Consider the following 22626-nt stretch of genomic DNA (forward strand, 5'->3'; position numbering starts at 1 on the left):
TTAGGTGCTGTGATTGCGGGTCAAATTCGGGTATGCTATCGGGCAATTTTCTATCAATTTGCAAGAAGTCTGGAAACGTAGATGCAAGAGCAATATAACCCGCAAGACATTGAGTCAAAAGTCCAACAATATTGGGAAGAGAACAAGACATTTAAAGTCGTCGAAGACGAGAGCAAAGAGAAATATTACTGTCTCTCAATGTTCCCCTATCCTAGTGGTCGACTGCACATGGGTCACGTTCGTAACTACACTATTGGTGATGTGGTATCTCGCTTCCAACGTTTACAGGGTAAAAACGTGATGCAACCTATGGGTTGGGACGCGTTCGGTCTACCTGCTGAAAACGCAGCAATCAAAAATAACACAGCCCCTGCAAAATGGACCTATGAGAACATCGACTACATGCGTAACCAGCTTAAACAACTTGGTTTTGGTTACGACTGGGATCGTGAAATCGCAACTTGCCACCCTGAATATTACAAGTGGGAACAATGGTTTTTCACAAAGCTCTATGAAAAAGGTTTAGTTTACAAAAAAATGTCTACCGTCAACTGGGACCCAGTTGACCAAACCGTACTCGCTAACGAGCAGGTTATTGACGGCCGCGGTTGGCGTTCAGGTGCGATTGTAGAACAAAAAGAAATTCCACAGTGGTTTATTAAAATCACAGACTACGCACAAGAGTTGCTAGATGATTTAGATAAACTTGAAGACTGGCCAGAGCAGGTGAAAACCATGCAACGTAACTGGATTGGCCGTTCTGAAGGGTTAGAAATCGATTTTAAACGCGCAGACAACAACGACATTTTCACGGTATACACCACGCGCCCTGATACCTTCATGGGTGTGACTTATGTTGGCGTTGCAGCAGCTCACCCGATTGCACAAGAGGCAGCAAAGAACAACGCAGCGATAGCAGCGTTCGTTGAAGAATGTAAAAACACCAAGGTTGCAGAAGCCGACATGGCAACCATGGATAAAAAAGGCATTGATACTGGCTTTAAAGCCATTCACCCATTAACAGGTCAGGAAGTTCCAATTTGGGTCGCAAACTTCGTATTAATGGATTATGGCTCAGGTGCGGTAATGGCAGTACCAGGTCATGACCAACGTGACTTTGAATTTGCAACCGCTTATGGCCTAGAGATCAAACAAGTGATTGCACCAGAAGCAGGCTCTGAGTTAGTCGCAGATTTAAGCAAAGAAGCCTTCACTGAAAAAGGCGTGTTAGTCAACTCAGGTGAGTTTGATGGGCTTGATTTCGATGCCGCATTTAACGCCATTGCTGACAAACTAGAAGCGCAAAATGCTGGTAAGCGTAAAGTAAACTTCCGCCTGCGCGACTGGGGTGTAAGTCGTCAGCGTTATTGGGGCTCTCCTATCCCAATGCTAAGCGACGAAAATGGTCAAGAACTGGCTGCAACTGAAGATATGCTGCCAGTGCGCCTGCCTGAAGATGTTGTGATGAACGGTGTTACTTCACCAATTAAGGCAGATCCGCAGTGGGCAAAAACCACAATGAATGGTCAACCTGTATTCCACGAGACAGATACGTTCGATACTTTCATGGAATCATCTTGGTACTATGCGCGCTACTGTAGCCCACGCTACGACGAAGGCATGTTAGAGCCTGGCGCTGCAAACTACTGGCTGCCAGTAAATCAGTATATTGGTGGTATTGAGCACGCAATTTTACACTTGCTTTACTCTCGTTTCTTCCACAAACTGTTACGTGACTTTGGCCTAGTTAATTCTGACGAGCCATTTGAGCGCTTGTTGTGTCAGGGTATGGTATTGGCCGATACTTTCTATCGTAAAGATGAAAAAGGCGGCGATATTTGGATCTCACCAACTGACGTACAGACAGAAACGGATGACAAAGGTCGTGTCACTAAAGCGTGGCACAAAGAAGATGGCCAACCGGTATTCTCTTCTGGCATGAGTAAAATGTCTAAGTCAAAAAATAACGGTATTGACCCGCAAACGGTTATTAAACAGTACGGCGCTGACACAGTCCGTTTATTCATGATGTTCACGGCACCACCAGAGCAAACGCTTGAATGGTCAGACTCAGGCGTAGAAGGCGCACACCGTTTCCTTAAACGCGTTTGGAAATACGCTGTAGACGTTAACGCTGCAGGTAAAGCACAGTTGAACGTTACTGCACTAAATAGTAACCAAAAAGCGCTGCGCCGTGAAATTCACAAAGCTATTGCCAAAGTCACTGACGATTTATCTCGTCGTCAAACGTTCAATACAGCAATTGCAGCAATCATGGAACTATCAAACAAGCTAGCAAAAGCGCCACTTAACGACGAGCAAGATATTGCCCTAGCTAATGAAGCACTCAACGCAATGGTAATCATGCTTGCGCCTATCACGCCGCACATGTGTCATCAGTTGTGGTTAGAACTTGGTAATGAGAGCGATATTCTTGATGCGGCATGGCCACAGGTGGATGAAACTGCATTGGTAGAAGATGAAAAGCTGATTGTTGTTCAGGTTAACGGTAAGCTTCGAGCTAAACTCACTGTAGCCGCTGATGCAACACAAGAGCAAGTTGAAGCTCTTGCATTTTCTGATGAGAACGTGACTAAATTCACCGATGATAAGACTATTCGCAAGGTGATATACGTACCTGGTAAACTCCTCAACGTGGTAGCTAACTAAGATGCGTCTTGGAGCTTTGATTAAACACGGATTAGCGCTTTTGCTAGTCTGTGTTTTGTTATCAGGCTGTGGCTTTCATTTAAAGAAAGCCTCTTACCTGCCTATTGAGATGCGCACTATTGTGCTCAGCGGTGACGATAAACGTGCCGAACTCTACGAGTTACTCAGCAATGATCTTCAACAAGCCAAAGTAACGTTGGTCGACGATGCTCCAGCTGACAATCAACTGGTTCAATTACACCTATACCGTGATACCTTAGAGCGCCAAACACTGAGTTTGTTTAAAAATGGTCAGGTTGCACAGTATCAGCTAGCATATGGCGTTTCTTATCGTGTAACTCGACCAGACCAAGAGCCTGTAGAACAACGTTTTGAGTTGTATAGAAACTATCAAGACGACCCTGATAACGCCCTAGCAAAAGCCAAAGAACTTGAATTACTGCTTAACGAGTTACGTCAGCTTGCCAGTAAACGTATTGTTCGCGAGTTATCCCAACTATAATGCGCTGTTACGCAAATCAACTAACCCCGCAGTTAAAGCACGCTCTAGCTCCTTTTTATATGGTGTTTGGTGAAGAGCCTTTTCAAGAGGCTAATTGCGTATTAGAGATCAAGCAAGTAGCCAAAAAGCAAGGCTTTGATGAGGTAATTAAATTTACCCTGCTACCCGGATTCGACTGGCAAGAACTTATTGCACAATATAATAGTATGTCACTGTTTAGCGCACGGACCCTTATCGAGTTTGATCTAAACCAGCAAAAACCTGGCACCCAAGGCAGCCAAGTATTTAAGTCACTGAGTGAGAACCCAAACCCCGACGTAATCTTAATTTTAAAAGGCGCAAAAGCAGGTCAGGATATTCAGCGCACAGCTTGGTTTAAGGCCCTAGACAAACAAGGCCTATTTGTGCCCTGCTACGTGTTAACGGGCAATCACCTGAATCGTTGGTTAGATGACCAATGTAGACTTCTAAAACTGAATATTGCGGGCGATGCGAAGCGCAGTTTACTCGCCGCGACTGAAGGTAATCTGCTGGCCACACATCAGGAACTTGAGAAACTTTCCTTATTATATAAGTCTGAACCTATCGAGCAGTCACAGGTATTAATGGGGCTGCTAAACCAAGCAAAGTTTGATATTTTTGACCTCAACACCGCGCTGCTCAGTGGCAATGCCAAACAAGTCATTAAAGTCATGCTTAAGCTGGCTGATGATAATGTTGAACCTGCAAGTATTGTCTGGAATTTAAACAAAGAAGCTCAAACCTTACTGACGATTAAACAAGGCTTACAGTCGGGACAGAATATCTCTCAGCTGTTTAAACAACATGGGGTATGGAAAAATCAGCAAGCAAACACATCGCAAGCACTCGACCGCCTAACACTGGCCCAAATAGAGAACCTTGTTAACTTGCTGGCTCAATTTGATTCCGCTTATAAACGTGCTGAGATGGTAACTCCATATCAGGCACTCGCACATATTGCTCTGGCGTTTTGCCAACCAGTTAACTTTTCATTACCTCACCAACCATTAAGCTAACCACTTTTATGATTGCATTATTTGGCGGTACATTCGATCCTATCCACCTTGGCCACATAAACATGGCAAAACAGTGTATTGATGAACTGTCTTTGGATGCATTACATTTTTTACCGTGTGCCGTACCTGTACATAAAGCACAACCAGGCATAACCGACACACATCGCTTAGCCATGTTGTTATTAGCTACCAAAGATAACCCCAAATTTAAGATAGATCACAGAGAGCTCAAAAGACAGGGACCCTCTTACTCGCTACTCAGTTTGCAAGAGTGTCGCGTCGAACACCCAAATACGCCGTTGGTATTTTTAATGGGCATGGACTCCTTCAACAGCCTGCCAAGTTGGTTTAAATGGCAAGAAATCACCAAGCTTTGCCACATCGTGGTATATCAAAGACCGGGCGAGATACTATCAACAACAACAGAGCTCAGCGACTATTTAGCTCAATCCCATACTTTAGACAGCAGTGCCTTACATCATAAATTGGGAGGATTGTGCTACTTTTTATCAGGGCAAAAATTTGATGCTGCCTCAAGTGAAATACGTAAGCGTTTAAAAAATAGAGAAAATACGGAACATTTACTCAATGAAAAGGTCATAAACTACATTAATGAGCACCTCCTGTATGCTGAATAAGCGTGTATGCTGTGATAGAATCGCCGATTATTTTATTTAGTGAAGAGAAATACACTTGAATTCTGAACAACTTTTAGACTTTGCCTTGGACAAAGTTGACGATATGAAAGCCCGCGATGTAGTAAAACTAGACGTACGCGGCGTATCTTCAGTCACGGATTATATGGTTATTTGCTCAGGCAATTCAAAACGTCATGTACAGTCAATCGCAGAGCATGTTGCAAAAGAAGCCCGTCACGCAGGTGAAGAGCCTTTAGGGCAAGAAGGCCAAGATGTTGGTGAATGGGTATTAGTTGATCTCGGTGATGTGGTTGTGCATGTCATGCAAGATCAAACCAGAAGTCTCTATGATCTTGAAAAACTTTGGGGCTAAACTTTGAAGATTCAGTTAGTTGCTGTTGGAACTAAAATGCCTGCTTGGGTAGAAACTGGCTTTAAAGAATATCAACGACGCTTTCCCAAAGATATGCCACTGGAATTAATTGAAATCCCAGCAGGCAAGCGTGGAAAGAATGCCGATATAAAGCGCATCTTACAGGTTGAGGGTGAAAAAACCCTCGCTGCTATCCCAAAAGGTAATCGTATCGTTACGCTCGAAGTAACGGGCAAACCATGGGATACTCACCAACTAGCAAGTAACATGCAAAAGTGGCAGCTAGATGGTCGGGATATAAGCTTACTCATTGGCGGCCCGGAAGGCTTAGCCCCTGAATGTATCGCAGCATCAGAGCAGAAGTGGTCATTATCTAATTTAACTTTGCCGCACCCTTTGGTGCGAATTATTGTTGCAGAGAGCCTCTATCGTGGATGGAGCTTGAACAACAACCACCCATATCATAGAGAATAGTTATTAAACGATGTTGAAAAAAAGGCCAACGATCCGCGACCATTCAGCCGAGGCAAACCTCTTTGCCCGTCGCGCATTTATTGGCTTTATTTTCGTAGTTTCTCTAATCGGTATTTTGTTGATGAATGTCTACAACCTGCAAGTTGTAGACTTCGATACCTATAAAACCCGCTCAAATGATAACCGTATCAAAGTTATCCCTGTCGCGCCCAACCGTGGGCTGATTTACGACAGAAATGGGGTCTTGCTTGCTGAAAACCGCCCTGTTTACAATCTAGAAGTGGTCCCTGAAGATGTTGAAGACTTAACCCAGAGCTTGCAACAGTTAAGCAAACTGATCCCCATCACCGATCAGCAAACCAAAGAGTTTTTAGAAGACATACGCAACAACCGTCGTTTTAAGAGTCAAGTACTTAAATCCCGTTTGAATGAACAGGAAGTTGCCATTTTCTCCGTAAATCAGCATAAATTTCCCGGTTTTAGTATTGAAGCGCGTTTATCTCGACATTATCCATATGGCGATACACTCACCCATGCCCTTGGTTATGTCGCCAAACTCAACAAAAAAGAACTTGCAGAGCTAGAAATTGATGGGCAGGCAACCAATTACCGAGCCACCCACGATATAGGTAAGCGCGGCATTGAAAAATATTATGAAGAGCAACTACATGGCATAGTCGGTTCACAACGCGTAGAAGTTAATAATCGTGGCCGTGTACTACGCACTCTGAGTGTTGAGCCCCCCGTTCCTGGGCAAGATTTGGTGTTAACTCTGGATATTGGTCTACAACAAATTGCCCAACACGCTTTAAAAGATACCCGTGGTGCAGTGATTGCTATCGACCCAAAAGATGGTGGGATCCTAGCTATGTACTCAAACCCAAGCTATGACCCCAATTTGTTCGTACACGGTATCAGCAGCGAAGACTATAAGAAACTGCTCAATGAGGATAGACCGCTGATCAATCGTGTTACACAAGGCCGCTACGCCCCTGCTTCAACCATCAAGCCACATCTTGCTATTTTAGGCTTAGAAGAGGGTATCGTAACCGAAGAAACTGAGATCTGGGATCCTGGCTTTTTTCAAATTCCTAACGTTGACCATAAATGGCGAGACTGGCTACGCTGGGGACATGGTCACGTTAATGTATACCGCGCAATTGAAGAGTCATGTGATACCTATTATTATCGAATTGCCTACAAGCTAGGCATAAGCAAGATAGCCGACTTTATGGATCAATTCGGCTTTGGTGATCTCTCTGGTATTGATATCCACGAAGAAACGACTGCCATATTGCCTACGGTCGACTGGAAACGTGCAAGATTTAAAGAAAACTGGTGGCCAGGTGATACAATTTCAGTCGGTATAGGTCAAGGCTATTGGACAGCAACACCAATCCAAATCGCTAATTCATTGAGCATTTTGGTCAATCGCGGTGTTCACCGCCAGCCACATTTGGTGCAAGTAGCCAGACAGGAAGAAAACATCACTCAATTATTCACAGAAGAAAAGCCACCTGTACAGCTCAAAAACCCACACCATTGGCAAATAGCACTGGATGCCATGCATAACACCGTAACAAAAACCTCAGGTACAGCCCACAAAGCCTTCAAGGGTGTGACCTATGATCCTGCAGGGAAAACAGGCACGGCACAGGTTGTTAGTATCGCCCAAGGCGAAAAATATGATGCTAAAAAGCTCAAAGAGCGGCACCGAGACAACGCAGTATACACAGGATTTGCCCCGTTTGATGACCCCCAAATAGTCGTTGCTATCATCGTAGAAAACCAAAAAGCTGGTGGTGGTTCAATTGCAGCACCAATCGCTAGGCAAATCATGGATTATTACTTTTCTGCGTATCCACTTGATACGGAGGCTCAATGACCCCGTTACACAATCGACGTACAATTTGGCAAATCGTACACTTAGACTTACCTTTGCTTGTGGCCCTAATGTTAATGATGGTGGGCAGTTTAACCGTCGTCTATAGTGCCAGTGGCCAAGATGTCAATATGATGATACGCCATGGTACTCGCATGGCAGGCGCCATCATTGCAATGCTGTTTATGGCGCAACTATCTCCCATTACGTTAAAGCGTATTGTCATTCCAATGTACTTAGTTGGTCTAGCAATGTTGATTGCAGTATTGTTTGTGGGGGTAAGCAGCAAAGGTGCACAACGGTGGTTAGACTTGGGTATTACTCGATTTCAACCCTCTGAGATTATGAAAATTGCCGTGCCTATGATGGTCGCGTGGTACATAGGTCAACACCGACTTCCCCCCTCTATTTGGAATCTGGTCGTCGGTTTTATAATAGTTATAGTGCCCACGGTCCTAATTAAAGAGCAGCCTGATTTAGGCACTTCAATTCTTATCGCCAGCTCGGGTATTTTTGTACTATTTTTATCGGGATTGAGCTGGCAGCTCATCGGTATATTTGCACTGTTGGCAGGACCTGCCGGATTTGCTTTTTGGCACTATGGTATGCACGCTTATCAACAACAGCGGGTCTTAACATTTTTAAACCCTGAGAGTGACCCTCTTGGTGCTGGATATCATATTATTCAGTCAAAAATTGCCATCGGTTCAGGTGGTGTTGAGGGCAAAGGCTGGTTACAGGGAACACAGTCACAATTAGAGTTTTTACCGGAGCGCCACACTGACTTCATTTTCTCCGTCCTCAGTGAAGAATTTGGCTTATTTGGCGTAGTGATATTATTAAGCCTTTATTTGTTTATTATTGGTCGAGGTTTATATATTGCCGTCCGTGCTCAAGATGCCTTTAGTAAACTGTTAGCCGGTGCACTTACTTTGACATTCTTTGTATATGTATTTGTAAATATCGGGATGGTATCAGGATTACTGCCAGTGGTTGGTGTACCGCTACCACTGATTAGTTATGGTGGAACCTCAATGGTGACCTTAATGGCTGGATTTGGCATTATTATGGCTATCGCAACAGATAAGAGGATGCTTTTAAAATCATGAGTAAACAGCAGTTACATCTGAGCTTGAGCATTATGCTGCTTTTGCTACTCAGCGCATGCAGCAGCCGTTACCATATCAAGCACGACAAAGCCCCGCTAAGAGCGCCAACCGAGCTAGAAATGCAAGATGCAATAGTTACCAACGAAGCCAAGAGCGCCAGCACCGGACGCCCGTATGTGGTCATGGGTAAACGCTATACTCCAATGTCTGATGAACACGGCTACATAGAACAAGGCACTGCTTCATGGTATGGCCGAAAGTTCCACGGTTATCATACCTCTAATGGCGAAGTGTTTAATATGTTTGATATGACCGCAGCACACAAAACCTTGCCACTGCCGAGCTTCGTTAAAGTAACAAATTTAGATAATGGGAAAAGCGCAATTGTCAGAGTTAATGACCGCGGCCCATTTCATGATGATAGAATTATTGATTTGTCCTATGCCGCAGCATACAAACTAGGTTACCACTTAAATGGTACAGCCAAAGTTAAGGTAGAGGCGATTACCCTATCAAGAAAAGCGCCCCGCTTAACCTACATTCAAGTGGCTGCAGGCAGTCAATTAGACAAAATACAAACAATGGCGCACGCTCTTGAACAAAAAACGGCCATCACTAATGTCATCACATTAGAAAATGGATTGTACAAGCTGCGTTTAGGACCAATGCAAGATGATAATCAGGCACAATCAGTACTGAATAGTTTGCGAAAAGGCCAATTTAGCCAAGCCTTCTTGCTTTATAGTGAACAACAACTTTAGAATATTGCGGTGACGCTGACTAACTAAATTAAAATTGCGAGCATAATGACTTTATTAAAATCGAAATTTATCACTCAACTTTGCGGCCTTGTCTGTTCAGCCTCAATTTTTGCGGCTAATGCACAGATTCTGCCATCTCCTCCTCAAGTTAACGCTAAAGGGTATTTTTTAGTTGATTTCACAACGGGCAAAGTCATTGCTGAGGGTGAAGCCGACACGAAATTAGCGCCAGCCAGTTTGACTAAAATGATGACAAGTTACGTTATTGGCACAGAAATTAACGCAGGCAATATTTCTGGCGCAGATATGGTAACTATCAGTGAAAAGGCTTGGGCTAAAAACTTTCCTGAGTCTTCGAAAATGTTCATCGAAGTGGGCAAGCAGGTTAGTGTTGATGATTTAAACCGCGGTATTATCATTCAATCGGGTAATGATGCTTGCGTTGCGATGGCTGAGCATATCGCAGGCAGTGAAAGTGCATTTGCAGATCTTATGAATGCTCACGCTGAAAAATTGGGCATGACCAATACCCACTTTATCAACAGCCATGGCCTTGATACTGACGAACACTACACAACACCTCGCGATATGGCGACACTCGGTGCGGCTTTAATTCGAGATGTGCCAGATGAGTATGCTCTTTATAAAGAGAAATCATTTACATATAACGGTATAAAACAATATAACCGTAACACCCTGCTGTGGGATGCAAGCCTTGAAGTGGATGGGATCAAAACAGGCCACACCTCTGAAGCTGGCTACAGTTTGGTTACTTCAGCGGTTAAAGATGACATGCGCCTAATAGCGGTTGTAATGGGTACGGCCAGTGAGCGTGCGCGTAAAGTCGAAAGTAAAAAATTACTCAACTATGGGTTTAGGTTTTTCGAAACCATTACACCATACAAAGCTGGTGATAGCTTCGCAGAGCAACGTATTTGGATGGGTAATAAAGAGACTGTATCTTTAGGTATTTTGCAAGATACTCCTATTACTATCCCACGTGGACAGCGTAAAAACTTGAAAGCTAATTTCGAGCTAGACAAAACCCTAGAAGCGCCACTTGCTAAAGGCAGTAAAGTAGGTACATTGTTTTTACAGTTAGAAGGCGAAGAAATTGCGCAATATCCACTTGTTACCCTTGAAGAAGTAGGTGAAGGTAGCTTTTTCAGCAAAATATACGACTACCTACGTTTACAGATCATGCAATAATTTAAAAAGTATAAATAAACGCCTCCCTCTGGAGGCGTTTTTTTTTGTCACAAAAATGGTAGAATGCCGCAATTATTCAGGGTTAGAACACTAACTCGATTAGCCAAGCTTGTGATTGATACAAGCAAGTTCCAGTTGTGAGGACACCGTTTTGGTAAAGCCAGTTAAAAATACTAAGTTTGACGAGTACTTAGAATTCCCATGCCCATTCACATTTAAGATTATGGGTGTTGCAAATGTAAACCTGACGGATCAAGTGCTGACGAAACTACAGGCAATCGCACCGGGTGATTATGCACCAAAAGTCAAGCCAAGCAGTAAAGGCACTTATGAATCTATCACCGTAGTGGTAACAGTGACATCAAAAGAACATATTGAACAGATCTATAACGAGATTGGCTCACTAGAAGACGTACGTTACGTACTGTAACGGATTACCGAATCATTATGAGTCAACATACCGTTATAGTTCGCCAGTTAGGTAGACGTTGCTATGAACCTATTTGGCAAAAGATGCAAACTTATACCGACCAGCGTGATGATAATAGCGCTGATGAGATTTGGCTGGTTGAGCACCAACCTGTGTTCACTCAAGGTCAAGCAGGTAAAGATGAGCACCTATTAGCGCCGGGTGATATTCCGGTGATCAAAGTAGATCGGGGTGGTCAAGTAACTTACCACGGCCCAGGACAGCAGATGATGTACGTTTTATTTAATCTGCGACGCTTAAAGATTGGTGTAAGAGAACTGGTAACATGGCTAGAAGAATGTATCATCGATTTTCTAGCAGAGCATAATATCAATGCTTATGCCAAAGCTGATGCTCCGGGCGTGTATGTTGGCGAAAGTAAAATTGCGTCTTTAGGATTAAGAGTTCGTCGCGGCTGTTCTTTTCATGGCCTAGCACTCAATGTAAACATGGATATGTCGCCTTTTTTAAGAATTAATCCATGCGGTTATGCCGGTATGAATATGGTACAAACCAGTGAATTAAATGGCCCAGACTCTATGGTTGAGGTTGGCAATGGGCTAGTCAAACACATGTTGAAGCGACTTAATGCGCAGCATGTTGAGCAAACTGAAGGGTTTGAAAACGAATGAGTAAACCAGTAAAAATGGAGCCAGGGGTAAAGCTTCGCGATGCTGAAAAAATGGCATTGATCCCAGTAAAAGTACTCCCAACTGAACGACAGGAAATGCTAAGAAAGCCTGATTGGCTGAAGATCCGCCTGCCAAAATCAAGCGAGCGTATTGATGGTATCAAACAAGCGATGCGTAAACATGGTCTGCACTCGGTATGTGAAGAGGCATCTTGTCCTAACCTATCAGAATGTTTTAACCACGGTACTGCAACCTTTATGATACTAGGAGCTATCTGTACCCGTCGTTGTCCATTTTGTGATGTTGCACATGGTCGCCCACTTAAACCGGATGCCGAAGAACCTGAAAAACTCGCGTTAACGATAAAAGACATGAAATTAAGTTATGTGGTTATCACATCTGTAGACAGAGATGATCTTCGTGATGGTGGCGCACAGCACTTCGCAGATTGTATTACTGCTATTCGTAAGCACAATCCAGATATTACCATCGAAATTTTGGTACCAGACTTTAGAGGCAGAATGGAGCGGGCGCTAGAAATCTTGACGCAAACGCCACCAGATGTATTTAACCACAACCTAGAAACCGCACCACGTTTGTATAAGTTGGCAAGACCTGGCGCCGATTATAAGTGGTCTTTGGAATTGTTACGTCGCTTTAAAGAAGCCCACCCAGAGGTTAAAACCAAGTCTGGCCTGATGGTTGGTTTGGGCGAAGAGATGTCTGAAATAGAAGAAGTGCTTCGTGATTTACGTGAACATAATGTAGACATGCTTACCGTTGGTCAGTACTTACAACCATCAAAGCATCACCTTCCTGTTAAACGTTACGTGCCACCTGTTGAGTTTGATGCATTAAAAGAGTACGCCGATGAGATTGGCTTTACTCATGCTGCGTGTGGGCCGTTCGTCCGTTCGAGCTACCACGCAGACCAACAAGCTGCTGGTAAAGAAGTTGTGAGTTACAACGTTAAGCGCGACTAAACAACGCTATTTTGTACTACAACGATATTTTGTACTGTAAGGAAGAGTAAAGATGTCGCAAGGAATACCTAAAATTAGTGAATTTCCTTGTGACGATCGTTATTGGAGGGTCGATTGGTTTGGCGCTATTGAGCGAAACCCAAACGTGCCCTCCGAACCTTTCTTACAAATCGTAATAAGCCCTCTCATTCAAAATGAAAGCATAGACTCCACCGCTAAACATCTCGCTTCCACTCATGTCACAAATTATGATGACCAAACAGTTATAAAAATTGGTGTTGGACAGCTTCCATTTATATCTATCGGTTCGATCTGGCTAAATGGCCAATGCCAAGCAGCCAAGGCTGGTCAAACAAAGCTTTTACATAATCTTCATATCGCCGAACACACCACTCAATCCATCCCTGGAAATCATAAAGTTGAGGATAAAAACCTCATTCCGTACGAATCTTATCGAACGGGAAAAGGGTTTATGGCTAACCTTATAGCCATTGAACATGATGAAGACCCCTTTGGAATACTTGTTCCTGTTATGGAGTTAATCCGTTTCTATTACGCTGTTTCGACAGATATGGCGCATATTGTTTTTTCTGGCGATTTAAAACATCAGCCACAGAATGTGATTAATACCGAAAAGTGTGGCTTTGATGAGGGAGAGAGACGCTGCATACTGCATCTAAGGCAACACCTTTCGGACGAAGATGGTTGGGTTATTGGACGAGCACTCACATGTAAAGAAGCTTGGGAAGGCTTTACGCTGCCACATGACACAATAATGAAACACTCCTTGAATACGAAGTTTCTTCATCCCCAAAGTACATTTCCATTTTCAGGTTCAAGTAACCTAAAAGTCAGAGGTAAGTTCATTCCTGCTAAAGATGAACTTTCAAAAAGGGGCTGGCGATATCTAGTATTGGCCATAGAGCACTGTACAGCGCCATTTCCTTTTGAGCACCTTACGGCTGATAGAGACAATAACAATAATCAGGGCGAGGGAGAAAATGAAATCAATGATGGTGATAAGAAACCAGCGTTTCCTCAGCCTAAGCATAAAACGTCAAATGCTGATAAGCCCTTTCAAAGTCAAAATGAGCCAAATAAAAGCAAAACCAATGAACATGTACTATTACCAACCGACCGATTTGGCGCAATCATGGGCAAAAAAGTCGATAGGCCTAAAAAAGATCAATGTCGCTACATAAGCGCACTACGCTATGCGCCAAAAGAAGATGAACCAAAGCAGCTTGGCACTGGACAAGGTGATTCTGGTGATCTAAAGACTGGCCGTGGACACGCAAACCCAATCCGCACACGTCGTCAAGCCCTTCCTGCCAGCTTTGAAACATTTGAAGAGGCCATCCAGCTACTCACTCAAGTTGAGGGCGTAAAAGCCCGTCTACGGCCCATAGAAGAAGCCATTGAGTATATCCCGCTCACAAAACCTGCCGATAAAAGGCAATGGTCTTACTTGGACTCAAGCTCTTACTGCCGACGGCAAGTAATTATTGCGGACATTCACTATCAAAACCGATGGTATACACTGATTGAATTTGAGATGCGAAACAAAGAAAATTGCAGTGTTGCATTAGTTAATGTCGAGAACTTTGAGTATTGTTCTAACCAGAGACTGAACAATTTACTACATCAGCTTGCAATAAAAAAAGGGATCTGGTTAAACATTCCCTCAATCCCTAACATAACGATTAAAACCATGAAGCATACATGGTCAACACCGTTAGATTTTAAGAGCTCTATCTTTGATAGGCTTTGATTAAGTCTTCACTATAGTAAGGAGTACTACATTTATGTGGGATATTTACAGAATGCACCTACTTAGACTTATCTCTGAAACTGGTAATAAATTTGAAATATTTACGACATGGGAAAACGCACATAAATCACAGCGCAACGGGTTATTTTCAGAAAGTGAATACAGCAGCCACAGTTGGTTCTTTATTAAAGATGGCAAAGAGGCTTGGTATCTTGAATACAGTTCTTCAGATGGTGGATGCTGGAATTCAAAGGGGCCGCTAGTTAGCGGCTACAAAGCCCGTTATACCACTGAAATAGGTCAATACATTACCCTAATGTGTGATTTTAAAAATGGGGAAAGCTCAGCCAATAGTAACTATAGAAGACTGAAATATAAAGACAATTGATATGACAACCTTGTGTGTTTTATTTTGCCAGTACCAAAGTGCTTTAAGAACTCGATACATGAGAGGTTGTCGATAAAATTAGACATCCCTCTCACCCGTAATGTTCAATTGCTAAAATTTAAACTGAAGCCTCAGCCAACTTCATCTTTTCCTTATGCTTTTCAATAAGGTAAATTATAAATGGTTCAAGTATGATAAAGGCAGGCTTTAAGTCCATAGCTGTATAATTCCAAAAAATTCCAGAATGCTTAGTACAGTTCCCTCGAGTCGATATGTCACCGACAACTTTTTTCAATTCGCTCTTAACTTTCTTGTCCTTAGTGTATTCATTTATTTTAGTCCCTAAAAAGTCCTCAAACGAGGCTTGAGTATTCCGTCCAACTAATGCTGTTAACATCTCAAGAAATGACCAAGCACCGATGTACATCAGAACAGAGTGTTGCTTCAGAGAGAGCCTACATAAAGAGTCATATAAGTGACATGCCTTGTTACCATCTAACTGTGCTAAATACTTATTTAACTCGTTTGAAAACTCAATTTTATTTTCTTCCTTCACTTCAAAAGGAAAAGGTGTACCAGATGCTTCACTATTTTTACTACCATTGCCTTCCGCCTCACTTTTAGGTGGACTCTGTGATTCTTGCTCACCTTCCAAATTCGTAGAAATAGGTTCATTAGTTGTTGGTTTGTTAGGCATTTCAGTAGCTGGACCAGTGCCCTCCTCAAGCTTTGGTTTACTTGGCCCACCATTGAGCATTTCTTCCTCTAGCATATTTATATTTACAGCTGGCTTGAGTTTTTCAGCTTCTTGAAGAAGCTCTTTTTCTTTTTTTGGAAGATTTCTCACACGAAGCTTATCAGCTTGATATATCAGATTGACCCAGTATTCTTTACTTATCCTCTTGTGAATTTCCTCATAAAGACCCTTAAGGTTTTCATTGAAGTTAGTTTTCATGAAGTCAACAGGAAATGAATCCAGATGCAGTTCACCATATATCCTCTGAGCCGTAAATTTGTTCTTAGATTTCAAAAGTGAATCTGGGTAATTTGGCGAAATTGATGTGCCTTCTATCACACGGTTATTTCTAAGCAACCTAATACCTGGTTGTCCATATTTACCCTTTTTCCTTATCGAAACAAACCCGTGTACTTTACGTCCTTCATATATAAAGTCCAGCTCCAACAGCCACTTAATTAGAACCTTTGAGTCAATTAGGCCCTGACCATTTACTCGTGGATACTCTAAAATATTAGGAACTGAAGTTTCCAAATTTTTTGAATTAGGCTTTAATAAAACATCATCATAATAAAATTCAATCGTAGTAAAATTACTAAACTTGTGAAAAGTTTCCTCAATGAATGGAATAATTGTGTCCTGATAATGGTCAGCTGTTTCGTTTCGAATGTGATTTCTTAAAACGATCTCAGTATAGTGCTCATTCACGCCAGCTTCAGAGGGCACTACTTCAGCATCAGTCTGATTATTTTCTAATAGCTCGTCAAGATTGAAGCTAAAATCTAGCTTTTCATCAACGCCTATTGCAGATGTTCTAATTGACCAGTTATCCGAGAACCATATTGCTGAGCTTTTCATCCCTATGCCATATACGCTTAGACTATCCGCAGAATGAACAGTTCCCAAATCAACTCCTAACCTAAGAGCCCTATCCATATCATCACCAAGGATCCCCCCAGCATTATCTTTTATAACAATTTGATTTTTTGCTGTTGATATATCTACCGTTACTTTAAGTTTGGGAGATGACTCTCCGTAGTACTTTTCAATATCAGCCTTTTTATCCAAAAAAGATTGAATCGAGTTGTCAATTAGTTCAGCGAAAGCAGTTTCTAAATTGTAATTCAGATGTTGTAAGATTTTGTATATTCTCATTTCGGGCGACACATCTACTTTGAATGGTTTACCGGCCCGCTTTTCATCTCGACTCATGAAATATCCTTTTAAAAAACGTTAATACAATGTTTATCTTATGCAGTTTTCCATACTTTCAGATTACTTGCAATTAGTTCAATTACTTTAGCATTAACAGCATTGCCCAATGCCTTAAATGCCCCTACGATTGTTGTTGGTAAATTCGGTAATTCATGAAGGTTTTGCAACTTTGCTGCTTCATGTGCTGATAAATATCGGTTTTGGGATGGTATTATCGGTATTTGCGTAGGAGTCATTGATATCAATGAGGGTGCTACATTTGGCTTAAGTATTCGAATGCCTGAAGCTCTGAACTGCACTATATGCTCATATATATTCATATTAGTATGCATACCGCGCCATTCAAGGATCTGCCAACTATTGTTATTCTTATCAATTGCTTTTGCCCACTCATCACAAACTTCTTGTTTGCTTTGATAAAGCTCCCGCGAAAAGTTGACAGATCTGATTAACCAGTTTGAAACTGCACGACTCTTTTTAGTGTAACTAGGCATCTTTGCCATCACTTCGTCCCATGATTGACACTCAGAAAGGTCTGCACCATATGCTCCTTTATATTGTGTCATCTCATGTAGACTTAGCTCACTGAAATCTAAAGGGTAAGTGGCACCGAACTCGGGCGCTACAATTGAAGTACTAACAAGTCGCTCTAATGACAACTGCTCAAGTAAACTTTGCCAATGCTTTAATAGCTCGACTTTTGCAACTTCTAGTTTCTTGTGTTCAGCTCGCTCATCCAAAATATCGAGCAACGACGTTTGTGGACATTCAACGGTTTCTGGCCAAATGAAAGCACCTTCATCAAGATCATTTCTAATAGCCACAATAAAAACGCGTTTACGATTTTGAGGTATGCCTATATCTACCGGTGAAATCACTTTGTGATGAATAGTGTATCCAATCTTGGAAAAAGAGGACGTTAGATACTCCCAGAAGCTCCCCTCAGCAATGGTAATTACATTAGGAACATTTTCTAATACAACAAACTTGGGTGTGTGATGTTTAGCAATTCGTATTACATGATCTATCAGTTTACCTGAAGAAGGGCATTCCGCACCTTTCTTTTTCCCTGCGAGTGAAAATGGTTGGCATGGAAAGCCTGCACACATCACATCATGAGCAGGAATTTCTGCCTCATCAACTTTAGTAATATCACCATGTGGTTCAATACCGTAATTTTCTTTATAAAGTTTTCGCAGATGCGGTTCAATCTCACATGCAAATACGCATTCGTATCCACTATTTGCAAAACCAGTATGAAAACCACCCAGTCCTGCAAACAAATCAATAAATTTCATTTGTTCAGGAACCAAATTGGGTTCTTTAACATCTATTTGTTTTATTCCATCATTAATCATATTACTTACGCTCCTTGTACTGCAACAATCTCTGTAATACTGTGCAGTAGCTGTTTTATCTTAGGTTCAAGTTCTGGCCTTTGCTTAATAACTAGCTCAACTTGAGCAAACTCTTTCTCAAAGCATCTCTTAGGTTTTTGGTTCACGTAAGGATCTACACCCAAAAATTTGCACAAGTCTTCAACCCGTTTGCTCACCACCTTGAAATCCTTAGTTTTGACGCGTTGAATAAAGTCCTTATTCATTGCAGCCTTCAACCCTTTATCAATTTCGACTTTGTATTTGCTATTAAAAGCAGCTGCACAGGTCTCTAATGTCAACTTTTTACTTGCCATTACATTAGCTATATCAACGCCTACTTCTGCACTGGAACGCAAATTTTTTGCCATATTAAATACACCAAATTTAGTGAAAAAATGATAAATATTTATATTAAATTAGCATATTTTCAATAAATGGCAAGTGCAAATTATGAACAACTGAATGCTACTTAGAGAAAAATATGGATACATATTTTTGCTAGCTTGCTACAAGTCACAAGTAGTAGCAAAAAACAAGCTTTGAGAAAAATACAAGGATTATGGTGGTATTTCGAATGAGCTCAGTATGAACCCATGAAGTAGTTAGTATACACTGCATGCCAAAGTATCAGGAATCAGCGAGTTCCACACTGGAACTAACTTTAGTATTCGTTGTCATGAACTGCTTGGACAGTGCTTGATCGCTGTTTACTTTGACCCTAGCTACAGTAGCCATCTACGCTCGAATTGCTATACTGATGAGTGAAGGAGGAGTTTAGTGCAAATACTCCGTTATATATCCTAAAGTTAAATGATGCTTTACTTAAAGAATAAGTGCAATTACATCCAGATAGTCTTCAATACCGTACTGCAAAGACCAAAAACTGAAATTTAAGAGGTTGTTTAAAGCTTGCTCTTGCAGTGCCCTATTTTATTTGTAGGCTTGTTTATATTAGTTATTGTGATTTCGGGAGAATCAACAGTAACTAAAATAACGTCCCATTCAAATACCGATAAACTATCACTTGAAGTGATATAAGACTGGGCGACCATGCTCATCTTGCCCGATTAAAGGCAATATTAATGTGACGACTAAAGTGATTACAAAGGCAAAGTCGCTGTCATGAAGATTAAGATATCCCCAAGCACCTCCAATACCGTAGCTCCATACAATAAAAAATATGGCTGTGCATAAGCACTGCCACCAAGGTATCGATTTGATCTGGGTATCTTCAGACATTATGCGGTGGTAAGTATACGCTGGTGCTAACAAAGTCAAAGCAACCATAACAAATATTAACAGGGTAGTACTAAATGACTCTGATACATTGCAAAACAAAATATAAGCGCCAGTGAGTTCTATCGGTATATATGAACGAAGCGCTTCAAGATACCGGTTTGAACTTGCAGAAGCTGGTCCCACATTATTTTGATTACCATAGATAGTTGTCAGTTCACTTTCTTCTATATCTGTTTGCGTTTTTGTAGGTGTAACAAGTCTTAGACCCATAACATTTCCCTATCATAATATTTTAGTTATAACTGTCTGTACCTTGTGCGGTAGGTTGTTAAACAGCAGAGCATCATCAGCATAGTATATATCCTTGATGCTTAGTGCTGTTGGAGTTGGGAGCACGAAACAAACATTTGTATCATGATGAATACCCGTTGCATCAAACACAACTTCAAACTCATCATCATCGTGATATACATTCGAACCGTTAGCAACCCAAAGATACTTTGGCAGGTTCTTTATAAGAACCGCTCTTTTTTGCTCAATGCTTAAATCTTCACGTTCAAGTACATTACTTTTGTAGTTAGAAGAATTAGTTAAATTAATATCCCAAGAAAATGAAAAGCTCTTAGAACCTTTCAATAGCTTGAGACTATATATCTCATCATTCATTTTACAAACAAAGTCAAATATCTGCGAATAGCTTATTCTAATTTTATGATAAATCGGAAATACAAGATGCTGCACTACGAACATTTGACCATTCGGACAGTGGAATTCGAGGCTTGTTGCTCTGCTTGGGGAAAAGAATCTTGTTTTTTTACCGCGTTTGAGTTTGTATTCTGTAAATGGCCCTAATTGATCGTCATGCACAAATAAGGATTCTACATACCGTTGGGCTAAATTAAAGTTACCTAAATCTTTCTCTAATGTAATCCCTGATTCACCTTCAGGTAAATATTTAACTCCAACGACACTTACGACATGAAACCCAATGTCGTTACCGTTACTATTTATAACCTTTCCAAACAACAGTACAGGTATGCCTAAACACATATAACCAGAAATTTTCCCCAAGTATTTTTCTATTGGCAGCTCACTGCACGGTGCTTGAAAAAAATCAATTCCGACACTTTTTATAGCGTGAGCGAGGTGAGTAAGAGTCAGCCCTTTATTAGGAAAGTTTCTGGTATGCAACGGGTTGGTTGCTGTGGCGTTTTTAGTTATATAGTAGGGTGATAGAATTCTATGATGAAATAACTTTCCAGTTGCGTGAAAACTTGACCACAATGAACACGTAGCACACGCAGAAACGACACCATCTTGCTCTTGAAATGGCAGCGACATAAAATCGAGTTTTCTACCCCATAAATTTACCTCAATAGTCTGAAGTGTAGGAAACACACTTAGGCTTTCAGGTAAAAGTAAACGAATATTAAGGCATGTCTTGCCAATAAATGCTTCTGGAATAGGCCTTGCTACTACATAGCCTGCATAACAAGCACCTAATTCAGTGAAACCTTCATCACTGAAAAATAATTCATCAAACTCTTCTTGGGTGTATTCAGATAGGAAAAAGTGCACTCTTTTGCAATACCTACCATATGGTTCAAAGCATTTTGAATAATAAAAAGCATAATCATCCAAATAATTTCCATCGATGTACTCGGATTCAACTATCACAGTCAACTCTCTACCGTTTAGAAGGTTATAGAATTGATTCAGTACTTGCTTATCTAATCCAAATGTTGGGTTAAGTGAACGTTCACAAGATGGAGGGGCCAAACACTCTATTAGCTGGCTAAAGAAAGCGCTTTTGTCTCGGCAATTGATATTTTTTAACTGATACAACAATTAGCTTTCCTTAGCTAGCTGAACTTTAACGAATTAATCCTATAGGATCAGTCCAACCCATTTTAACCGTGGGACCACTCGCTTTCAGATTCGCTAATTTCTTCTCAGTTTTAGTCCTAGCCTTTTCCCTAGCTTTCAGATAGCTATTTATATCAAGTTCACCACAAGAAGCTTCTCTGTTGTCATTACTTGAATTGTTTCTTCTTACAGCCAATCTCATCCCAATCTCCGATAACAAACCTTGCCAATAGCGCAGGGACATTGAATTCTAATCTAGTAAGCATTATTGTCAAGTATGTTTTTTATACATCCACACTATAGTATTGATCCTGCTCTGTTTCAATTATTTTTATTAAACAGCGTATTCGTTGAGAGCATTTATGGAAATTATTTTTAAAAATAAATGGTATACAGGACTTGAGTTTGATTTAGAATTGTCGAATCAATATACCGATAACCACCTCATAGAGCTCTCTTTTCATTACAATACCAAACTAAGAGTAGATTCTGTTACAAGGATGTTGTCTTTAATTTGCCAGTTACATAAGAATGGCCAGACTGTTTCTTTAAATTTTCAGTCGACAAGGAGCCCACTCCTAAATTATTTACATACAATTGAATTTTTCAAATTTTTACCTAAAAATGGGATTCTATATTCCGAAAGAATCGCACCACAGCTAAATTCGTTATCGAAGGGCAGTAAAAAACGCAAAAGTTACTGTGCGATAGAACCCATTGTTTGTGGCCAAGAACATACCGAAGATTTAGATGCATTAGTGACTCCCTTTCACGAATATTTTTCGACAAACGTTAATGAAGTGCGTAAGTCGTACATTTATAGAGTCAAAACGATCCTTTCCGAACTTATTAATAACATTCATGAGCACAGTGAGAGCAAATTAACGGGGTATGCTGCGACACAAATGTATAACAGAAGTTTGGGAGTCATTACTGTATGTGATAGCGGTATTGGTTTGCTATCAACAATAAAAGCATCCATAGTTCAAAATTACCCCCAGCATCAAGACTTGTCAGATGAGCAAATTTTAAATCTGATGTTTGAGAAAGGCATATCTCGTCATCATGACACATTTAGGGGCCAGGGTCTTACATCTAGCGCAAAAAATGCTCTAGTATTAAATGCTAGTGTTGACCTCAGACTCAAAGAATCACACATTCACCTTGAACAAAGAAAAGTTAGAGACACTTTCAAAACGTGGAATGTCCTGAATAGATCCAGTTCAAAAATCCACCCTCTTTTGGGAACTCACTTTACTTTTCAGTTTGATTTACAAAATATAAGCTTATAGT

Annotated in this window: 21 protein-coding genes; 16 read left to right on the forward strand and 5 right to left on the reverse strand. The window is 41.2% G+C overall.

All coding sequences use genetic code 11. The features are described from left to right. The first annotated feature begins 81 nt into the window (after window positions 1–81). From leuS to BIW53_RS17075, 15 genes are all read left to right on the forward strand, one after another. On the forward strand, window positions 82–2670 hold the full coding sequence (gene leuS / locus BIW53_RS17005) for a leucine--tRNA ligase (protein WP_070993217.1): 2589 nt from the start codon (window positions 82–84) through the stop codon (window positions 2668–2670). A gap of 1 nt (window position 2671) precedes the next feature. Next, window positions 2672–3172, forward strand: coding sequence for an LPS-assembly lipoprotein LptE (locus tag BIW53_RS17010; RefSeq protein ID WP_070993218.1), 501 nt, complete (start codon window positions 2672–2674; stop codon window positions 3170–3172). Further along, the gene (holA, locus tag BIW53_RS17015) at window positions 3172–4209 is read left to right on the forward strand and encodes a DNA polymerase III subunit delta (RefSeq protein WP_070993219.1); all 1038 of its coding nucleotides are present in this window, start codon (window positions 3172–3174) and stop codon (window positions 4207–4209) included. The genes BIW53_RS17010 and holA overlap by 1 nt, the downstream gene beginning before the upstream one ends. An 8-nt stretch (window positions 4210–4217) precedes the next feature. Continuing rightward, window positions 4218–4847 carry a nicotinate-nucleotide adenylyltransferase gene (gene nadD, locus BIW53_RS17020; RefSeq protein ID WP_070993220.1) on the forward strand — a complete coding sequence of 210 codons (630 nt, stop codon included), beginning with the start codon at window positions 4218–4220 and terminating at the stop codon, window positions 4845–4847. Window positions 4848–4902: 55 nt separating this feature from the next. After that, a complete protein-coding gene (gene rsfS / locus BIW53_RS17025; RefSeq protein WP_070993221.1) occupies window positions 4903–5220 on the forward strand; it encodes a ribosome silencing factor in 318 nt (105 codons plus the stop codon). Window positions 5221–5223: 3 nt separating this feature from the next. Then, window positions 5224–5694 carry a 23S rRNA (pseudouridine(1915)-N(3))-methyltransferase RlmH gene (gene rlmH, locus BIW53_RS17030; protein WP_070993222.1) on the forward strand — a complete coding sequence of 157 codons (471 nt, stop codon included), beginning with the start codon at window positions 5224–5226 and terminating at the stop codon, window positions 5692–5694. A 10-nt stretch (window positions 5695–5704) separates the two neighbouring features. After that, window positions 5705–7579: a penicillin-binding protein 2 gene (mrdA, locus tag BIW53_RS17035; RefSeq protein ID WP_070993223.1), complete on the forward strand. Its 1875-nt coding sequence runs from the start codon at window positions 5705–5707 to the stop codon at window positions 7577–7579. After that, a complete protein-coding gene (gene rodA / locus BIW53_RS17040) occupies window positions 7576–8685 on the forward strand; it encodes a rod shape-determining protein RodA (RefSeq protein WP_070993224.1) in 1110 nt (369 codons plus the stop codon). The genes mrdA and rodA overlap by 4 nt, the downstream gene beginning before the upstream one ends. Further along, window positions 8682–9446 carry a septal ring lytic transglycosylase RlpA family protein gene (locus BIW53_RS17045; protein ID WP_084228227.1) on the forward strand — a complete coding sequence of 255 codons (765 nt, stop codon included), beginning with the start codon at window positions 8682–8684 and terminating at the stop codon, window positions 9444–9446. Before rodA ends, BIW53_RS17045 begins: the two co-directional genes overlap by 4 nt. A 45-nt stretch (window positions 9447–9491) precedes the next feature. Beyond that, a complete protein-coding gene (locus tag BIW53_RS17050; RefSeq protein ID WP_070993225.1) occupies window positions 9492–10655 on the forward strand; it encodes a serine hydrolase in 1164 nt (387 codons plus the stop codon). Between the two features lie 151 nt (window positions 10656–10806). After that, window positions 10807–11085: a DUF493 family protein YbeD gene (gene ybeD, locus BIW53_RS17055; RefSeq protein WP_070993226.1), complete on the forward strand. Its 279-nt coding sequence runs from the start codon at window positions 10807–10809 to the stop codon at window positions 11083–11085. A 17-nt stretch (window positions 11086–11102) separates the two neighbouring features. Continuing rightward, window positions 11103–11756: a lipoyl(octanoyl) transferase LipB gene (lipB, locus tag BIW53_RS17060; protein WP_070993227.1), complete on the forward strand. Its 654-nt coding sequence runs from the start codon at window positions 11103–11105 to the stop codon at window positions 11754–11756. Beyond that, window positions 11753–12739, forward strand: a complete 987-nt coding sequence (gene lipA / locus BIW53_RS17065; protein ID WP_070993228.1) for a lipoyl synthase — start codon at window positions 11753–11755, stop codon at window positions 12737–12739. Before lipB ends, lipA begins: the two co-directional genes overlap by 4 nt. A 52-nt stretch (window positions 12740–12791) precedes the next feature. Continuing rightward, window positions 12792–14510, forward strand: coding sequence for a hypothetical protein (locus tag BIW53_RS17070; protein ID WP_070993229.1), 1719 nt, complete (start codon window positions 12792–12794; stop codon window positions 14508–14510). A gap of 34 nt (window positions 14511–14544) precedes the next feature. Continuing rightward, window positions 14545–14898 (forward strand): hypothetical protein, encoded by a 354-nt coding sequence (locus tag BIW53_RS17075; RefSeq protein ID WP_070993230.1) that lies wholly within the window; start codon window positions 14545–14547, stop codon window positions 14896–14898. A gap of 118 nt (window positions 14899–15016) precedes the next feature. Here the strand turns inward: BIW53_RS17075 and BIW53_RS17080 are convergent, their stop codons facing one another. The 5 genes from BIW53_RS17080 to BIW53_RS17100 form a co-directional block, all read right to left on the reverse strand. Continuing rightward, window positions 15017–16846 (reverse strand): ATP-binding protein, encoded by a 1830-nt coding sequence (locus BIW53_RS17080; RefSeq protein WP_070993231.1) that lies wholly within the window; start codon window positions 16844–16846, stop codon window positions 15017–15019. 38 nt (window positions 16847–16884) lie between these two features. Continuing rightward, the gene (locus BIW53_RS17085) at window positions 16885–18207 is read right to left on the reverse strand and encodes a DNA cytosine methyltransferase (RefSeq protein ID WP_217495718.1); all 1323 of its coding nucleotides are present in this window, start codon (window positions 18205–18207) and stop codon (window positions 16885–16887) included. A gap of 5 nt (window positions 18208–18212) precedes the next feature. Next, on the reverse strand, window positions 18213–18596 hold the full coding sequence (locus BIW53_RS17090) for a hypothetical protein (RefSeq protein WP_070993232.1): 384 nt from the start codon (window positions 18594–18596) through the stop codon (window positions 18213–18215). A 652-nt stretch (window positions 18597–19248) separates the two neighbouring features. Further along, complete coding sequence (locus BIW53_RS17095) at window positions 19249–19737, reverse strand: hypothetical protein (RefSeq protein WP_070993233.1); 489 nt, start codon at window positions 19735–19737, stop codon at window positions 19249–19251. A 12-nt stretch (window positions 19738–19749) separates the two neighbouring features. After that, window positions 19750–21315 (reverse strand): hypothetical protein, encoded by a 1566-nt coding sequence (locus BIW53_RS17100; protein WP_070993234.1) that lies wholly within the window; start codon window positions 21313–21315, stop codon window positions 19750–19752. Between the two features lie 380 nt (window positions 21316–21695). Between BIW53_RS17100 and BIW53_RS17110 the strand changes: the two genes are divergently transcribed. Further along, window positions 21696–22625, forward strand: a complete 930-nt coding sequence (locus BIW53_RS17110; protein ID WP_070993236.1) for a hypothetical protein — start codon at window positions 21696–21698, stop codon at window positions 22623–22625. The last annotated feature ends 1 nt before the right edge of the window (window position 22626 follow it).

The organism is Pseudoalteromonas byunsanensis, assembly GCF_001854475.1.
GTDB lineage: Bacteria > Pseudomonadota > Gammaproteobacteria > Enterobacterales > Alteromonadaceae > Pseudoalteromonas > Pseudoalteromonas byunsanensis.

Coding starts and splice junctions, on each gene's coding strand:
- BIW53_RS17070 (WP_070993229.1), top strand. CDS start 12,792: ATGTCGCAAGGAATACCTAAAATTAGTGAATTTCCTTGTGACGATCGT.
- nadD (WP_070993220.1), top strand. CDS start 4,218: ATGATTGCATTATTTGGCGGTACATTCGATCCTATCCACCTTGGCCAC.
- BIW53_RS17075 (WP_070993230.1), top strand. CDS start 14,545: ATGTGGGATATTTACAGAATGCACCTACTTAGACTTATCTCTGAAACT.
- BIW53_RS17110 (WP_070993236.1), top strand. CDS start 21,696: ATGGAAATTATTTTTAAAAATAAATGGTATACAGGACTTGAGTTTGAT.
- BIW53_RS17050 (WP_070993225.1), top strand. CDS start 9,492: ATGACTTTATTAAAATCGAAATTTATCACTCAACTTTGCGGCCTTGTC.
- mrdA (WP_070993223.1), top strand. CDS start 5,705: ATGTTGAAAAAAAGGCCAACGATCCGCGACCATTCAGCCGAGGCAAAC.
- BIW53_RS17045 (WP_084228227.1), top strand. CDS start 8,682: ATGAGTAAACAGCAGTTACATCTGAGCTTGAGCATTATGCTGCTTTTG.
- BIW53_RS17080 (WP_070993231.1), bottom strand. CDS start 16,846: ATGAGTCGAGATGAAAAGCGGGCCGGTAAACCATTCAAAGTAGATGTG.
- BIW53_RS17095 (WP_070993233.1), bottom strand. CDS start 19,737: ATGGGTCTAAGACTTGTTACACCTACAAAAACGCAAACAGATATAGAA.
- lipA (WP_070993228.1), top strand. CDS start 11,753: ATGAGTAAACCAGTAAAAATGGAGCCAGGGGTAAAGCTTCGCGATGCT.
- holA (WP_070993219.1), top strand. CDS start 3,172: ATGCGCTGTTACGCAAATCAACTAACCCCGCAGTTAAAGCACGCTCTA.
- leuS (WP_070993217.1), top strand. CDS start 82: ATGCAAGAGCAATATAACCCGCAAGACATTGAGTCAAAAGTCCAACAA.
- BIW53_RS17090 (WP_070993232.1), bottom strand. CDS start 18,596: ATGGCAAAAAATTTGCGTTCCAGTGCAGAAGTAGGCGTTGATATAGCT.
- BIW53_RS17085 (WP_217495718.1), bottom strand. CDS start 18,207: ATGATTAATGATGGAATAAAACAAATAGATGTTAAAGAACCCAATTTG.
- lipB (WP_070993227.1), top strand. CDS start 11,103: ATGAGTCAACATACCGTTATAGTTCGCCAGTTAGGTAGACGTTGCTAT.
- BIW53_RS17010 (WP_070993218.1), top strand. CDS start 2,672: ATGCGTCTTGGAGCTTTGATTAAACACGGATTAGCGCTTTTGCTAGTC.
- rodA (WP_070993224.1), top strand. CDS start 7,576: ATGACCCCGTTACACAATCGACGTACAATTTGGCAAATCGTACACTTA.